The sequence below is a fragment of the Ruegeria sp. SATB045 genome, assembly GCF_059613525.1.
Genome location: NZ_JBXWSR010000012.1, coordinates 454,242 through 469,308, shown reverse-complemented (window position 1 = coordinate 469,308; position 15,067 = coordinate 454,242). Strand labels below are relative to the sequence as shown.

Sequence of the window (15,067 nt, the reverse complement as noted above, 5' to 3'; positions counted from 1 at the left end):
GATATAAATTTAGATAGACTATGAAAAACGTTGTAATTGGATTCCTAGGAACGCAGCTGGACATGGGCAAGAAGCGGCGCTGGAAACCGACGCCCAGCTTGACCATCCATGACCACTTCAACGTCGATCGGCTTGAGTTGCTGCACGACCACAAGTTCAATCGCCTCGCCCATCAGGTAAAACGCGAGATCGAAGAGCTGTCACCCCAAACCGAAGTTCTGTTGCATCGTATGGACCTAGCCGATCCTTGGGATTTTCAGGAGGTCTACGGCAAGCTTTTCGACTTTGCCCGCGCCTATGGGTTCGACGAAGATCGCGAGCAGTATCACGTCCATCTGACCACCGGCACCCACGTGGCACAAATCTGTTGGTTTTTGCTTACTGAAAGTCGCCACATCCCCGCGCGACTGATCCAGACCGGGCCACCCGGACCGGATGACGCCATCCCTAAGTTCGACATTATTGACCTTGACCTCAGCAGGTACAACGCCCTGCAGCAGCGCTTCGACCAATTGTCCCGCGAGTACAGCGACCAATTGAAGGGCGGAATTGAAACGCGCAATCCGCGATATAACGCACTGATTGACCGGATAGAGCTGATCGCCAGCAACTCGAACGAACCCATCCTGTTGCTAGGAGAAACAGGTACTGGAAAGACAGAATTGGCCCAGCGAATTTACAACCTCAAATTGGATCGGCGGCGGGTCAAGGGCCGGATGGTTCACGTCAATTGCGCCACATTGAATGGCCCCGATGCCATGGCAACACTGTTTGGGCAGCGGCGCAGTTTTACGGGTCAGGCAGGCACAGAACGAAGCGGGCTATTGCGTGAAGCGGATGGGGGTGTTCTGTTTCTGGATGAGATTGACGAACTCGGATGGAACGAACAATCAATCCTGTTGCATGCAATTGAAACGGGGCGGTTCTATCCCTTGGGCTCGGACCACGAGGTGTCCACCCGGTTCCAGGTCATAGCAGGTGCAAGTCGAGATCTGCGAGTTTTATCCGCCGAAGGCGCTTTTCGCTCTGACCTGCTCGCCCGTCTGAATATGTGGAGCTTCACGTTGCCTGCGTTGCGCGACCGCCGCGAAGATGTCGAGGCCAATCTTGCTTTCGAACTGGGGCGGGCTGAACGGTCAATGGGTACTCAGGTCGGCTTCAATGTCGACGCACGCGACGCTTTCGTCCGGTTCGCCACCAACCCCGCAACTCCGTGGCCGGGAAACTTCCGCGATTTTAGCAGTTCAGTGAAACGGTTGTGCACCCTAGCGCCCAGAGGGCGCATAACGCGTTCCATGGTGACCGAGGAAATCCGGACCCTGCAATCTGACTGGCGGGCCTCGGCGCAGGATGCCGAGTTTGCATTGGTCAGAGATCTTCTGGGGCCGGCGGTCGACGATATCGATCCGTTCGATCTGGCCCAACTGGCCAAGGTAATTCAAACATGCCGCAATTCGCCTAGCCTCAGCGCGGCAGGTCGCACACTATTTGCCGTATCCCGTCAAAAGAGGACAACCCAAAACGACGCAGATCGTTTACGCAAATACCTTCAAAAGTTCGGTTTGGAATGGGACGCATTATCGGCGTGAAAGACAGACGTGCCCGTGACTCTTTTGTTCGTGAATGTCCTGCCTGCAAACACTGCCGAATTATAGCCCAATAGACGCCAAGCCTGCCGTGGCGCATTTAACATCGTCAGGTCCGGCCGCCCCCGACACACCGATTGCACCTATCAACTCGCCATCTTCGCGGATCGGCAAGCCACCGTCCCAAGCACATAGACCCGGACGGTTGACCATGCCAAGGTTCAATTCGGCGCTGGACAGCATCCGCTTGGCGAATTCGGTTGTGGGTTTCCCCAACACAGCTGTTCGGGCCTTATCCATTGCGAAAGCCATAACGGCTGCGGGGGTTTTGTCCATGCGGCCCGCCGCGATCATATCCCCGTTCAGGTCGACCACGATCGCAGCGACATTCCACCCATTATCATCAGCAAACGCCAAGGCCGTTTGGACAGCCTTATTTGCCGCCATCTGAGAAATTACGTGCCTAGGGATCGAAACAACCATAACGCCTCCACCTACAGGTCAAAAATCAGATCATTGGTGCCCGATTGCACTATTTGATCGTGTTGATTGAACACATTGAACTGAAACGTGACGATGCCACGGCTTTGCGATGACGTCAGGCGTTTCGCGGTTACAGTCAACTCGGCTCTGATCTCATCTCCGGCAAAGACAGGCTGTTCAAAACGCCAGTTCCACCCAAGCGACGCCAGACCTGCCGGCTTCGCGTCCGATTGAAACTTGAGCCCATCGACAACCGATAGCACCAACAGCCCATGAGCAACGCGGGCCTTATACCCAAGCCCGCGCGCCACGTCGTCGTCGATGTGCAAGGCGTATCTGTCTCCGGTCAGGTCAGCAAAAGACGATATCAAGTCCGTCGTGATCATCGCAGAACCGGTTTTCATCACGTCTCCGACCTTTAGGTCGTTATACCCGTATTGCCCCGCTGAAAGCCCCTTGGTCATTGCGGAACGGGCGCGTCCTCGCGCAACAACCCTTTGGCTTTCAGATCCGCCCAGAAGGCAGCCGGAATGTCGTGGCTGAACCAGTTGAGGTTCTGGTCCAGTTGTTCGACCGTGCGGGTGCCTGCCATAAAGGTGGGAACTGCCGGGTGCGCTACAACAAATTGCAATGCAGCGGCGGGCAATGGCACGTCGTAGTCTGCACAGACCGCCTCGATCTTACGAACTTTTTCCATAATCTCGGCCGGGGCTGGAGCGTAGTTATATTTGGCCCCGTCTTTGGCGCCCGTTGCCAGAATGCCCGAGTTGAAACCACCGCCAACAACCACGGCCGCACCCCGTTCTTCACACAAAGGCAAGAACTTATCCAATGCATCCTGTTCTAGCAGCGTGTAGCGCCCGGCCAACAGAAAACAGTCAAAGTCTCGCTGCTCGAGTGCGGCGTGGCAGACCTCCCATTCATTCACCCCAACGCCAATGGCTTTGACGACACCCTGATCACGCAAAGATTCCAGTGCTTTCCAAGCCCCATCCATCGCCTGTCTGAACACTTCAGGCTGTTCGTCGCCGCGGGTAAAAACGTCGATATCGTGGATGAAGCAAATATCCATCCGCTCCAGCGCCATGCGCTGCAGGCTGTCCTCGAAGGATCGCATAACACCGTCATAAGTATAATCGAAATGCATCGTGAATGGGGCCGCATTGGTCCACGGTTCAAAATTGATATCACTGCGTTTGGCCGGTTTCAGTACGCGGCCAACTTTAGATGACAACACATAATCGTCCCGGTTCTTCCAGCGCAGGCTTTGGCCTGTTCGCAATTCCGAAAGCCCGTGGCCATACATCGGCGCGGTGTCGAAATACCGAACGCCTTTGTCCCACGAATGCTGGATCATCGCATCCGAAGTCTCTTCGTCGATCTCACGAAAAATGTTCCCGATGGGCGCGGTACCAAAGCCAAATGCGGTAACCTCCAGATCGACGCGGCCAAATTTGTTTTTTGTGTTCGGATTCATGCAAGCCTCCCTAAAGCAAGCCTACGCCCGCCCAACTGCACTTCAAATAAGTAACTGTTTGGTTATTTATCGCAATCGACTGACGCGATCAACCCACTTGACGCAGCAAGGATGCAACGCATATTAGTAACTGATTAGTTACATTATGGGGCGCAACTATGTTTCTCACGGAAACCCACATTCAGGTCCGGGACATGACCCGCCAGTTTGCCGACAATGTGATCCGACCACTGGCCGAAGAGCTGGATCGGGATTCCCGCTTTCCAGCCGAAATCTACGACCAAATGGCCGAACTGGGTCTGTTTGGAATCTGCGTTCCAGAAGAAATGGGCGGACCCGGCTTTGACACGATCACCTACGCGCTGGTGATGGAAGAGCTTTCGCGCGGCTATGCGTCCATTGCGGATCAGTGTGGATTGCTGGAGCTGGTCACCACCTTGCTGGTGCGCCACGGCACCGCGGACCAACAAGGTAAGTGGTTGGCTGACCTGCTGGCTGCCAAATTGCGCCCCGCTTACTGTATCACGGAACCCGAGGCTGGCACGGATGTGTCCGGCATCCGAACAACCGCCGTGCGCGATGGGGACAGCTGGGTTCTGAACGGCGGTAAAATCTGGATTCACAACGCGCCCGTGGCTGATATGGGCTTTGTCCTTGCGAGAACGGATCCCGAAGCCGGTCATCGCGGCATGTCGATCTTTGTCGTCGACCTTCACGCAGCAGGTGTGACGCGCGGACCGAAAGAGATCAAGATGGGCCAGCGCGCCAGTCAGGTTGGCCCCCTGTCCTTTGACGATGTCCGACTACCCGCCGACGCATTGCTGGGCACTGAGGGGCGCGGGTTCCACATGATGATGAGCGTGTTGGACAAGGGTCGCGTCGGCATAGCTGCGTTGGCCGTTGGGATTGGTCAGGCCGGCTTGGAGGCCGCCACTGATTATGCCCAACAACGCAAGCAATTCGGCAAACAAATTGCGGATTTTCAGGGCGTACAATGGCTGTTGGCCGATATTGCCAAAGATGTCGAAGCGGCCCGGCTGCTGGTACATTCAGCTGCTTACAAGATCGACGCTGGGCTGGATGCGACCAAGGCGTGCTCGATGGCCAAGTGTTTTGCTGGGGATATGGCCGTGCAGCGATCCTCGGACGCGGTGCAGGTGTTTGGCGGATCAGGTTATATCCGGGGGTTCGAAGTCGAGCGCCTTTACCGGGACGCCAAGATCACGCAGATTTACGAAGGCACAAATCAAATTCAGCGTATGATCATCGCACGAGAGCTATTGGCGAAAGGGGCCGCAGCATGACACCTCAGGCCGCACTTGTGACCGGGTCGTCCCGTGGGATCGGTTTGGCAGCTGCGGTTGCACTGGCGCAAGAGGGGTTCTCGATCGCCCTGAACGGCCCCGTTGCGGATGACGAACTTGCAGCTGCCGCAGAAACCATTCGCGCCATGGGCGTACCGGTCGTCACGGCACCTTTCGACGTGTCCGATATCGCCGTACACGATAGCAAGCTGGCGGAAATCGAGGCAGAAATCGGCCCGCTTACGACCTTGGTGAACAATGCAGGCGTTGGCGTTATGCAACGCGGTGATCTTCTTGAAGTGACCGAAGAAAGCTATGATCGCTGCATGGCTGTGAATACCAAAGCGATGTTCTTTCTGTCGCAAGCCTTCACCAAGCGGCTGCTAAGCCGCACGCGCGACGCCAACGCGTTCCACAGCATCGTTAATGTCACCTCATCCAACGCCGTGGCGGTGGCGGCGCCGCGTGCGGAATACTGCGCCTCGAAAGCAGCCGCTGCGATGATCTCAAAAACCTTTGCAGTGCGGTTGGGCCAAGAGAATATCGCCGTCTATGACGTGCAGCCCGGACTGATCTCGACCGACATGACCGCACCGGTGATCGAGATGTATGATCAGCGCGCCAAAGATGGCCTGACCCTGTTTCCCCGCGTCGGCCAGCCCGAAGATATGGGGCGCATCATAGCCTCGTTGGCCAGCGGCAAGCTTCCCTACACAACCGGACAGGCGATCTCGGCGGATGCCGGTATGCTGGTCCCTCGGTTCTAAGGTGTTTCGATGAAAATTCAGCTTCCCGATACAACCGGCGCTTTGCAGGACTATCACCTGACAGGCACACCGGTTGCGCCCTCGAAACTGACGCCGAATTCCGCACGGGTGCTGTATTCTGCGGCGCATGTGGTCGCAGACCCGTTCGGCGACCACGACCCCACGGGTCCAGCCCATGTGGACTGGGAAAAGACGTTGGAGTTCAGACGCTACCTTGCAGATATGGGGATGGGCATTGCCGAAGCGATGGATACCGCCCAACGCGGCATGGGTCTGGACTGGACAGGCGCATTGGAACTGATCCGGCGCACCAAAGAGGAACTGCCGGATGCCCTGGTCGGGAATGGGTGTGGCACCGACCACCTTGATCCTGCAGATGCCAAGACGTTGGACGACGTGCGCCGCGCCTACCTGCAGCAGGTCGAAGCCATCCAAAAGATCGGCGGTCGCATTATCCTGATGGCCTCGCGTGCGCTGGCCAGGGTTGCTAGGGGTCCAGAGGACTATATCTCGGTCTACAGCGATGTTCTGGCCGCCTGTGACCAACCGGTCATCCTGCACTGGTTGGGAGAGATGTTTGATCCACAACTGACCGGGTACTGGGGTTCCGACGCGTTTGAAGATGCGATGAACACTGCTTTGACCGTTATCAGCGCAAATGCAGACAAGGTGGACGGGATCAAAATCTCGCTGCTAGACGCTGAAAAAGAGGTCATCATGCGTCGCCGCCTTCCCGCTGGCGTTCGAATGTATACCGGCGACGATTTCAATTACCCCGAACTGATCGAAGGTGATGATCAAGGGTATTCTCATGCTTTGCTTGGAATCTTCGATCCACTTGCCCCAGCGGCCGCCTATGCGGTCAGCAAACTGAGCGAAGGTGACGCGTCAACCTTTCGCGCCACGCTGGACCCCACTGTGCCGCTCGCGCGCCATATCTTTCGGGCACCCACACAATATTATAAAACGGGCGTAGTATTCCTGGCCTGGCTGAACGGGTTTCAGGATCACTTCATCATGCTGAATGGGGCGCAGGCAACGCGGTCTCTGCCCTATTTTACTGACTGCTTTAGAATGGCTGACGAATGCGGTTTGCTGCGCGATCCCGATCTGGCGGTCGAACGGATGCGCCACATGCTGAAACTCTACGGGGTCTGATCCAGATGCGCGATTTCTCGCAGGATCATTCTGCACTCGCGCTGAATACCGCGACGCTGGGCCATAATCTGGACGGGTTTGGTGCGGGATGGTCACCCGAGCAGATCATCGACGCCTGTGCCGCGCGTGGGTATGGAGGGATCACCTTCTGGCGGCGAGAACTGGACGGACGCGAGGCCGAGATCGGCGACAAGGTCCGCGCTGCCAGGCTGCAAGTGGTTGGCCTATGCCGAACGCCGTTCCTGACCGGACCACTGGCGCTGCCCTCGGACCAGCAGATCATGGATGACTTTTACCTCTCTATCGACCAAGCAGCAGGGCTTGGCACGGATGTCCTGACCATTGTCACCGGCGGACCAGAGCCTGGCACCAAGGGCGTTCTGGACAGCCAGAAAATCCTGGCGGACCGCGTCGCACGGGCCGCAGCTTATGCGGCCGACCGCGGCGTAAACCTGGCGCTCGAGCCGCTGAACCCCGCCACCGCGGGCAACCGCACTTGCCTGATGACAGCAGCCGATGCTTTGAATGTCTGCGATACGATAGGCGCGCCGAATGTGGGCATTGCCGTCGACGTTTATCATGTCTGGTGGGACACCACGCTGGCCGATACATTGGCGCGACGCGCGAACGGGCGCATTCTGGGCTATCACCTGTGTGACTGGCTGGCCGATACCACGGATATCCTGCTGGATCGCGGCATGATGGGCGACGGTGTCGCGGATCTTCGGGCCCTACGCTCCGCTGTAGAACAAGCAGGCTACAAAGGGCTGTGCGAAGTCGAGATCTTCTCGGCCGGCAACTGGTGGAAACGCGACCCAAACGAGGTATTGGACGTGATCGTGGACCGGTACCGCACCTGTTGCTGACCTTGGTTTAGCCGCGTCTTCTACACCTCGATATCACACACGAATACACCGTCCGGGCCATTGACCGTTTTGGCCACGATCCGGCCTCCGACCTCCTGATGCGCAGGGTCGACCAAATAAACATCGCGCACGGACTCATCGCGGAAGTCAAACCAGAACATGTCATTGAAGCCCCGCACCAGATCGGTCTCGACCGACACATTGCTTCGGCTTTGGAAATCCAGAATGCCCTCGATATGACCCGACAGGCCGGCCAGATCCCGATAGAGCGTGGCCTTTTCTTCGTCGGACACGTCGTCCTTAAAGCGCAGGTGAACAAGGTGACGTATCATATTTAGGCCCTCATGATTTGATGCTTACCAGAAATCAGGTTTTTTGCGATCCTTGAACGCGGCCAAACCGGTTTTCAACTCGGGTTGGACGGCGGCGATCCGACCTGCCAGCGCTTCGAAAACACGCTCACGTTCCTCGCCCTCAGCGGCGTTGATCAGCATTTTGACAAGCTCTGTCGCCACCGGCCCACGATGGCGCATCCGGTTGGCCAGCTCATCCGCAGCGGAAAGGCCCTGCCCTTTTTCGACGACCTGATCCACAATCCCCGCAGTCAACGCATCATGGGCCGAGAACTGCTCGCCGAACAGCGCCATGCGCCGGACAAGCTGGGCACCGAACCGCCGGACCGCCCGCTGAGTGCCAGACCAGCCGGGAATGATCCCCAGCCCCGGCTCGGGCTGTCCGATCCGAATGTGATCCTCGGCAATGCGGTAATCGGCGCACGCCGCAAGTTCCAGACCACCGCCCAAAACATGCCCGTTCAACACCGCAATCACAGGCTGTCGCAGCCGCGTCAGGGCATCCAGCGCCTGATGCCCATCGCGGAGCCAATGGCGGCCGAATGCGTCTGCCGATTGACTGGACCACGCGTCGATATCGCCCCCTGCGCAAAACGCCTTTCCCGCACCGGTCAGGATCACAACATGCGCGTCCTGGGTGTGTTCGATCTGACGGCACAGCGCCATGAGCGCATCCATCATCGCCTCATCCATGGCGTTCAGGCGCTCGGGGCGGTTAAGGGTCAACCGCGCGATGCCGTCCCGAATATCCAGAAGGAAATGCTCCATTAGCCCGCCGCGAGTTGCAGCCCCATCAGGGCCGGGTCAAACAGGGCCGCGTCCATCCGGACAAGGTCATCTGAAACTAACAAGGGCGTCGCCGCCTGATCCAGAATATCGCGTTGCAGGTCCAGCCCGGGCGCGATCTCGGTCACCATAAGGCCCTTTTCGGTCAGTTTGATCACGCAGCGCTCGGTCACGTATGTCACGTCCTGCCCCTGCATCTGTGCCCGCTTACCTGAAAATGAGATTTGATCGACCTCATCCACAAACTTGGCCACTTTCCCCTCTTTCAGAATTTTCAGCTGACCATCCTCAATGGTCATCTTGGCTCCTGCGTTGAAGTTGCCAGAAAAAACGATCTTGCGCGCCCGCGCTGTGATATCCACGAACCCTCCTGCTCCGGCGGTCCGGTGCGGAATGGCTGACAGACGCGAGACGTTGACCGAGCCGTGTTTGTCCACCTCGAGGAAAGACAGCAGCGAGGCATCAAACCCGCCCGCCTGGAAATAACAGAACTGATGTGGCGACGGCACGAAGGCCTCGGCATTGGCGGAACAGCCAAATTTGAAATCCAACAATGGAACCCCGCCAACCGCGCCTTGCTCGATCATCCACGTGACCGAGCCATGCAAACCCTCTTCGACCAGAATACGCGGAACGTTGGCCGAGATGCCGAACCCGATATTTACAGCCCAACCATCCTTCAACTCTTTCGCCACACGGCGCGCTATGACTTTCCCGACGTTGAAGTCGGCCGTTCGAAAGCTTTCGATCGGGCGGGTCAATTCGCCCGAAATTGCCGGGTCATATTCCGTAGCCGTGGTCTGTAACTGGTCGGGCGCTTCGACAATCGCGTCGATCAAAATACCGGGTACGTGCACGTCATGTGGTCGGATACTTCCTGCCGCCGCGATGCGTTTGGCCTGAGCAATCACCACGCCACCGTTGTTGCGCGCCGCCAAGGCCATCTCCATCGCGCCCAGATAGGCCCCCTCGTGTTCGAAACTCAGGTTGCCTTTTTCATCGGCTGTGGTTGCCCGAATAATCGCCACATTCGGCGCCATTGATTTGAAATACAGCCAGTCTTCACCTTCGAACTCCATCCGTTTCACGATGGGCTCGGCACGGGCAGCGGCATTCATTGCGCAGCCTTCGATCTCGGGGTCGACAAAGGTTTCCATACCAACTTTGGTCAGGACACCCGGACGTTTGGCGGCAGCCTCGCGCAGCATATCAAAGATAATACCCGACGGTACGTTATACGCGCGCACCTGTTCGCCCGTGATCATCTGCCAGACAAGCGGCGGTTCCGCATTGCTCGGCCCCGATGGGTAAGACCCGCCAATTATCCGACTTAGCAGACCCGGTTTGGCAATATGATCTACCCCCTTCGTGCCAAAAAAGTCACCTGCAGCTATGGGATGAATGGTCGTCAGATTTGTTGGCGCACCCTCTTCATCAAAGCGCTCGCCAAGGCCTTTCAGAACTGCATCCGGACAACACAAACCACTTGAAGAATTCACCGCGACTGTCGCACCATCGGGTACAAGATTTGCCGCTTCGCGTGCCGTCATCTGCTTGCTCATGCGATCCTCACGAAAGTAACTAATTGGTTATAAGTTATGCCTTCAGGTGCACCGAAAAGCAACAAAAATAACCAAAACAAGGGAATTGACCGAACCTCAAGTAACTAATAAGTTACTTATTGAGTTTGTTCTTTGGGAGGATCACCGTGAACATCTATTTTCAAAACACTTATCAGCGTACCTTCGGCACATTCCCCCTGACCGGAGCAGAACTTCGCGACTCGATGGCGATTGCAGCCGAGATCGGGTATCGGTCCTTTGACACCGCTCAAATGTATGAAAATGAGAAGGAAACCGGTGACGCGCTGGCCGAAATTGGCCTGAAACGAGATGAAATGTGCGTCACGACCAAAGTGCATCCGGACAATTTCAGTGACGACGCGTTCCTGCCATCCGTGGAAGAAAGCCTTAAGAAGCTTCGCCTTGATTACGTGGACGTCCTGTTGTTGCACTGGCCACCTATAGGGGGGGATATCGCGCCATCTTTGAAATTGCTTGAACAGGCTCATGCAAAGGGTCTGGCAAAGAACATCGGCGTCTCAAACTATACCGCGCAAATGATGCGAGACGCAGTCAAGATCATCGAAACACCGATCGTGTCCAATCAGGTCGAGTTTCACCCGCTGCTGAACCAAGATGTGCTTCTGGCAGCCGCCTCTGAAACAGGCATCCCTTTGTCGTCCTACTGCTCGGTGGCGCGCGGAGAGGTGTTCAAGCACCCGATTTTTGCCGAGATCGGTCTAGGCTACGGAAAAACCGCCGGACAGGTCGTGTTGCGTTGGATTTTGCAAAAAGGTGTTCCGATCAACACCATGTCTACAAAACGCGCTAACATTCAGGCCAATTTTGACGTGATGGATTTCATCTTGTCCAACGTTGATATGGATCGGATCGACGCCATGACCCAGGCAGGTTATCGGATCGTCACCGAAGACTTGGTGCCTTGGGCCCCCGATTGGGACTAAAGAAAAAAGCGGCGCCCATTCAAGGCGCCGCCAGTTCGGGGAGGTAAATCGATTTCAGTGATTGCCCCGGATCATGTCCGCCGCTTTTTCGGCCATCATGATCGTCGGTGCGTTCGTGTTAGACCCAATCAGGCTGGGCATGGCTGAACTGTCGCAGATCCGCATGCCGTCAATCCCGCGCACCCGCATTTGCGGGTCAACGACAGCCATCTCATCCACACCCATTTTACAGGTACATGTCGGGTGATAAGATGTCCGTCCATATTGGCGGGCATAGGCCTCGTATTCGGCCTGTGTTTTCACGTTGTCACCGGGGAAGTGAATTTTGCGGATGTAGTTTTGCAGACTTTTCTGCCGGAAAATCTCGACACTGTATTTCACCCCTTCGACCGAGATTTTCAGATCATCCGGGTGACCCAGGAAATTGGGATCGACCAGCGGCATATCCTCGACCTTGTTTGACCGCAGGCGCACTGTACCACGGGCCTTGGGACGCACAGTGTATGAGTTCAGCGTAATACCCGAGCTGCCTTTGGGCACGCTGGGCACCCCGGCCTCGGCACCGGCACCTGCAAGGAAATGAAATTGCAAATCCGGCACGGGGGCCGTGTCGTCGCCATACCAGAACGCCCCGCCTTCAACCACGTTCGAGGTCACAGGCCCCGAGCCGAACAAGTAATACTGTATTCCGGCCCAGGCCGCCCAATGAGGTTTGTTGTACTTGTCCAGACTATAGTGCCCGTTCAGTTCGGCCACGATATCGATGCCGAAATGGTCGTTCAGGTTCTCACCCACACCGGGCAAGTCTTGCTTCACCTCGATCCCGTGCTCGCGCAGATGCGCGGCGGGGCCGACACCCGACAGCAACATCAGCTTGGGTGTTCCGATCGCGCCCGAAGTGACCAGCACCTCCTGATCCGCCGATGCGGTTTCAACCTGTCCACCCTGATCAAATTCCACTCCGGTCGCCCGGCCATTTTCGATGACAATCCGATGCACCTGACACCCAGTTTTGACCGTCAGGTTCCCGCGCGACATCGCCGGTTTCAGATATCCCACAGCAGCCGAGCAGCGTTTCGCGTTCCAGGTGGTCGTCTGGTAAACGCCTGCACCTTCCTGAACCGCCCCGTTGAAGTCGGGGTTATACGGGATGCCCGCCTCTTGGCACGAGCGCACAAAGGCGCGGGTCATCTCTTGCGGGTCCGGGATGTTGGACACACCCAAAAGCCCTTCGGTCCCGTGCCAGTCTCCGGACAGGATTGCATTGCGTTCGGACCGAATGAAGTACTTCTGGATGTCCTTGAAGGCCCAGCCTTCGCACCCTTCCTCATTAGCCCAACGGTCATAATCGACCGGGTTGCCGCGCGTGAACACCTCGGCATTGATCGAGCTTCCACCACCGATCACCCGGCCCTGAGCATAGGGGATCTCACGGTTATTGGCGTTGACTTGCGGGACGGTGTTAAAACCCCACGTATGCGGCCCGTCCGTCATCTTGGCAAAGCCCACAGGCATGTGGATCAACGGGTGATTGTCCTTTCCGCCCGCCTCAAGCAGCAGCACCCTGACGGCGCCGTCTTCGGTCAGGCGATTGGCCAAAACACAGCCCGCTGATCCGCCACCAACGATGATATAGTCAAATCCGTTTGCCATTACTCTACCCAATGCGACCGTTTGCCGATCTCGACATGGATCGACTTGATCTGCGTATATTCCTCGACGCCGTGCATCCCGGCCTCGCGGCCCCAACCGGACGCCTTGAACCCGCCAATCGGCAGTTCAGGCCCCCCAGCTAAAGTTGTGTTGACCCAGAACCGTCCGGCCTGAACGCGGCGAGAGATGGTCAGCGCCTTGTCGATATTCTTGGTCCAAACACTTGCCGCCAGACCGTATTCAGTATCGTTGGCAATCGAGATCGCTTCGTCAATCGTATCAAACGGGATCACAACCAGAACCGGGCCGAAAATCTCTTCGCGCGCTATGGCCATGTCGTTGGTCACATCAGTGAATACCACCGGGTCGATATATTGCCCGCCCGAGATTTCGGGCGTTCCGCCCCCGATCAGCAGGGTCGCGCCCTCTTCCTGACCCTTGGCGATGTAGGACAGGATGGTGCGGTTCTGCGCGTTTGTCGTGATCGCGCCCGCCTGGGTGCGTTCGTCCAACGGATCGCCCACGCGGACCTTGCGCAGCTTGTCCGCGACCATGCCTGCAAACTTTTCTGCAATCGAGCGTTCGACCAAAAGGCGCGCACCGGAAACGCAACACTGGCCGGTGTTGAACGCGATGCCGAAGGCCACACCATCGGCTGCATCTTCAAGGTCCGCATCAGCAAAGACAATCTGCGGATTCTTACCGCCCAGTTCCAACCCCAGCTTTTTGAAATTGCTCTGCCCCGCCGCCGCAACGACCGAGCGGCCAACAGCGGTCGAGCCGGTAAAGGACAGCATATCCACATCCATGTGTTCCGCCAGCTTCTGGCCGATCACGCTGCCTGATCCGGTGACCACATTGAACACACCATCCGGCAATCCTGCTTCCGACAGGATCTCGGCCAGCAATAAAGTCGTGGCACTGGTCACCTCGGAAGGTTTGGCAACAATCGTGCAGCCCGAAGCGAGGATATAAGGCACCCGCTCGCACAGGATCAGGAAAGGGAAGTTCCAAGGCGTGATCAGGCCGACAACGCCAACCGGCTCACGGGTGACAATCCCCAACGCGCCATCGCCGCTGTTGTTGAAACTCTCCCCATGCAAAGCTAGCGCCAGACCGGCAGCGAATTCGAACATACCAACGCAACCGCCAATCTCGCCCCGCGCCTGCGCGATGGGCTTGCCGTTCTCCAACGTTTCCCAATAGGCGATCTTATCGGTGCGCTGGCGGATCAGATCGGCCGCTTTCAATAAAACAGCCGCGCGGTTAGACCCGGACAACCCGCACCAGCGGCGATCATCGAACGCCGTGCGCGCCGATGCGACGATCTCGTTCAGATCATCCTCGGTACAGCGCGGGATGCGCGTGACCGGCACGCCATGACCCGGCGAGGACCGCTCGAACACGTCGCGATCACCGGCGGGAACCCATTTGCCGTCCATGAAGAACCCAAATTCACGGGGCTCGGAAGGCGGTGTAAGTATCTGTGCGTTTTGGTCCATAGTCGGGGCTCCGAGAAAAAGCGTCAGGCTGAGGCGTCCAGGCCATCGCGGAAATCGTTCCACCCACCATCCACCGAGGACGGCGCATCATGCCATTGGTGCAGAATTTCACCGGTCGCAGGGTCTTTATCCGGAATCGGCAGCATCATGATCCGTTTGGCGGCCGCCTGGAACATTTCCGGAGTCAAAAAAGCCTCTTGAATATTGTCCCAGTCGCGGCCCCCGGCGTAACCGCCACACATCATGATGTCGTCGGATCGGCCGACCATCTCATGACTGACACCCGCAGGCATGACGATAACATCGCCAGCCTCGATCCGTACCCGAGTCCAACCTTCGACAGATAGGTTAAACTCCATCCAGCCCCGCGCGCATCCCAGACATTCATGAGATGTCGAATGGAAATGCGGGTACTCGTAAACGCCCGGATATTCCCAGTTGTTGCCCCAGCCATTTGCGCGGAACCGGGCCTTGACGGCATCCACGCCGCCACCTGGGATCGCTCCTCGATGGATCAGCAGGGGAAAACGGCTGTTTGGGATCATGCCTTCTGGTTTGGATGTATAGACTTCGACGGTCATGCTGAGCTCCTCCCTCTCTGGCGT

The 15,067-nt window shown here is 57.2% G+C and carries 15 protein-coding genes; 6 read left to right on the top strand and 9 right to left on the bottom strand.

The genetic code is table 11. The annotated features are described in order from the left end of the window. Positions 1-20: 20 nt before the first annotated feature. Positions 21-1,589 (top strand): RNA repair transcriptional activator RtcR, encoded by a 1,569-nt coding sequence (rtcR, locus tag AC2FNR_RS04010; RefSeq protein ID WP_496848124.1) that lies wholly within the window; start codon positions 21-23, stop codon positions 1,587-1,589. Between the two features lie 60 nt (positions 1,590-1,649). Here rtcR and AC2FNR_RS04005 read toward each other — a convergent pair whose 3' ends face one another. Genes AC2FNR_RS04005 through AC2FNR_RS03995 form a run of 3 tightly spaced genes read right to left on the bottom strand, consistent with a single transcriptional unit; the run spans position 1,650 to position 3,546 of the window. After that, complete coding sequence (locus AC2FNR_RS04005) at positions 1,650-2,069, bottom strand: GlcG/HbpS family heme-binding protein (protein WP_496848122.1); 420 nt, start codon at positions 2,067-2,069, stop codon at positions 1,650-1,652. A gap of 11 nt (positions 2,070-2,080) precedes the next feature. Continuing rightward, complete coding sequence (locus AC2FNR_RS04000) at positions 2,081-2,533, bottom strand: MaoC family dehydratase (RefSeq protein WP_496848121.1); 453 nt, start codon at positions 2,531-2,533, stop codon at positions 2,081-2,083. Next, positions 2,530-3,546: an aldo/keto reductase gene (locus AC2FNR_RS03995; protein WP_480482261.1), complete on the bottom strand. Its 1,017-nt coding sequence runs from the start codon at positions 3,544-3,546 to the stop codon at positions 2,530-2,532. Before AC2FNR_RS03995 ends, AC2FNR_RS04000 begins: the two co-directional genes overlap by 4 nt. A gap of 158 nt (positions 3,547-3,704) precedes the next feature. Between AC2FNR_RS03995 and AC2FNR_RS03990 the strand changes: the two genes are divergently transcribed. From AC2FNR_RS03990 to AC2FNR_RS03975, 4 genes are read left to right on the top strand one after another with little or no spacing between them, the layout of a single operon-like run. Beyond that, complete coding sequence (locus tag AC2FNR_RS03990; RefSeq protein ID WP_496848120.1) at positions 3,705-4,850, top strand: acyl-CoA dehydrogenase family protein; 1,146 nt, start codon at positions 3,705-3,707, stop codon at positions 4,848-4,850. Next, positions 4,847-5,617 (top strand): 3-ketoacyl-ACP reductase, encoded by a 771-nt coding sequence (locus AC2FNR_RS03985; RefSeq protein WP_170356343.1) that lies wholly within the window; start codon positions 4,847-4,849, stop codon positions 5,615-5,617. Before AC2FNR_RS03990 ends, AC2FNR_RS03985 begins: the two co-directional genes overlap by 4 nt. A 9-nt stretch (positions 5,618-5,626) precedes the next feature. Beyond that, positions 5,627-6,775: a dihydrodipicolinate synthase family protein gene (locus AC2FNR_RS03980; RefSeq protein WP_496848118.1), complete on the top strand. Its 1,149-nt coding sequence runs from the start codon at positions 5,627-5,629 to the stop codon at positions 6,773-6,775. After that, positions 6,703-7,641, top strand: coding sequence for a sugar phosphate isomerase/epimerase family protein (locus AC2FNR_RS03975; protein ID WP_496848116.1), 939 nt, complete (start codon positions 6,703-6,705; stop codon positions 7,639-7,641). Before AC2FNR_RS03980 ends, AC2FNR_RS03975 begins: the two co-directional genes overlap by 73 nt. A gap of 20 nt (positions 7,642-7,661) precedes the next feature. Here AC2FNR_RS03975 and AC2FNR_RS03970 read toward each other — a convergent pair whose 3' ends face one another. Genes AC2FNR_RS03970 through AC2FNR_RS03960 form a run of 3 tightly spaced genes read right to left on the bottom strand, consistent with a single transcriptional unit; the run spans position 7,662 to position 10,342 of the window. Beyond that, the gene (locus AC2FNR_RS03970) at positions 7,662-7,973 is read right to left on the bottom strand and encodes a Dabb family protein (RefSeq protein WP_209197651.1); all 312 of its coding nucleotides are present in this window, start codon (positions 7,971-7,973) and stop codon (positions 7,662-7,664) included. A gap of 24 nt (positions 7,974-7,997) precedes the next feature. After that, a complete protein-coding gene (locus AC2FNR_RS03965; protein WP_496848115.1) occupies positions 7,998-8,762 on the bottom strand; it encodes an enoyl-CoA hydratase/isomerase family protein in 765 nt (254 codons plus the stop codon). Further along, the gene (locus tag AC2FNR_RS03960; protein WP_170756544.1) at positions 8,762-10,342 is read right to left on the bottom strand and encodes an acyl CoA:acetate/3-ketoacid CoA transferase; all 1,581 of its coding nucleotides are present in this window, start codon (positions 10,340-10,342) and stop codon (positions 8,762-8,764) included. The genes AC2FNR_RS03965 and AC2FNR_RS03960 overlap by 1 nt, the downstream gene beginning before the upstream one ends. Before the next feature lie 146 nt (positions 10,343-10,488). Between AC2FNR_RS03960 and AC2FNR_RS03955 the strand changes: the two genes are divergently transcribed. After that, positions 10,489-11,307: an aldo/keto reductase gene (locus AC2FNR_RS03955; protein WP_496848114.1), complete on the top strand. Its 819-nt coding sequence runs from the start codon at positions 10,489-10,491 to the stop codon at positions 11,305-11,307. Between the two features lie 54 nt (positions 11,308-11,361). On the opposite strand, the gene AC2FNR_RS03950 is transcribed toward AC2FNR_RS03955, so the two are convergent. From AC2FNR_RS03950 to AC2FNR_RS03940, 3 genes are read right to left on the bottom strand one after another with little or no spacing between them, the layout of a single operon-like run. After that, positions 11,362-12,960, bottom strand: a complete 1,599-nt coding sequence (locus AC2FNR_RS03950; protein WP_496848113.1) for a GMC family oxidoreductase — start codon at positions 12,958-12,960, stop codon at positions 11,362-11,364. Next, on the bottom strand, positions 12,960-14,462 hold the full coding sequence (locus AC2FNR_RS03945; protein WP_480869885.1) for an aldehyde dehydrogenase family protein: 1,503 nt from the start codon (positions 14,460-14,462) through the stop codon (positions 12,960-12,962). Before AC2FNR_RS03945 ends, AC2FNR_RS03950 begins: the two co-directional genes overlap by 1 nt. Positions 14,463-14,485: 23 nt before the next feature. Next, on the bottom strand, positions 14,486-15,043 hold the full coding sequence (locus tag AC2FNR_RS03940; protein WP_170755804.1) for a hypothetical protein: 558 nt from the start codon (positions 15,041-15,043) through the stop codon (positions 14,486-14,488). Positions 15,044-15,067 lie beyond the last annotated feature (24 nt).

Bases quoted from the DNA above. Each gene is read 5' to 3' on its own strand.
- AC2FNR_RS03960 (WP_170756544.1), bottom strand. From the start codon at position 10,342: ATGAGCAAGCAGATGACGGCACGCGAAGCGGCAAATCTTGTACCCGAT.
- AC2FNR_RS03940 (WP_170755804.1), bottom strand. From the start codon at position 15,043: ATGACCGTCGAAGTCTATACATCCAAACCAGAAGGCATGATCCCAAAC.
- AC2FNR_RS03950 (WP_496848113.1), bottom strand. From the start codon at position 12,960: ATGGCAAACGGATTTGACTATATCATCGTTGGTGGCGGATCAGCGGGC.
- rtcR (WP_496848124.1), top strand. From the start codon at position 21: ATGAAAAACGTTGTAATTGGATTCCTAGGAACGCAGCTGGACATGGGC.
- AC2FNR_RS03965 (WP_496848115.1), bottom strand. From the start codon at position 8,762: ATGGAGCATTTCCTTCTGGATATTCGGGACGGCATCGCGCGGTTGACC.
- AC2FNR_RS04000 (WP_496848121.1), bottom strand. From the start codon at position 2,533: ATGACCAAGGGGCTTTCAGCGGGGCAATACGGGTATAACGACCTAAAG.
- AC2FNR_RS03970 (WP_209197651.1), bottom strand. From the start codon at position 7,973: ATGATACGTCACCTTGTTCACCTGCGCTTTAAGGACGACGTGTCCGAC.
- AC2FNR_RS03985 (WP_170356343.1), top strand. From the start codon at position 4,847: ATGACACCTCAGGCCGCACTTGTGACCGGGTCGTCCCGTGGGATCGGT.
- AC2FNR_RS03980 (WP_496848118.1), top strand. From the start codon at position 5,627: ATGAAAATTCAGCTTCCCGATACAACCGGCGCTTTGCAGGACTATCAC.
- AC2FNR_RS03990 (WP_496848120.1), top strand. From the start codon at position 3,705: ATGTTTCTCACGGAAACCCACATTCAGGTCCGGGACATGACCCGCCAG.
- AC2FNR_RS03975 (WP_496848116.1), top strand. From the start codon at position 6,703: ATGCGGTTTGCTGCGCGATCCCGATCTGGCGGTCGAACGGATGCGCCA.
- AC2FNR_RS03945 (WP_480869885.1), bottom strand. From the start codon at position 14,462: ATGGACCAAAACGCACAGATACTTACACCGCCTTCCGAGCCCCGTGAA.
- AC2FNR_RS04005 (WP_496848122.1), bottom strand. From the start codon at position 2,069: ATGGTTGTTTCGATCCCTAGGCACGTAATTTCTCAGATGGCGGCAAAT.
- AC2FNR_RS03995 (WP_480482261.1), bottom strand. From the start codon at position 3,546: ATGAATCCGAACACAAAAAACAAATTTGGCCGCGTCGATCTGGAGGTT.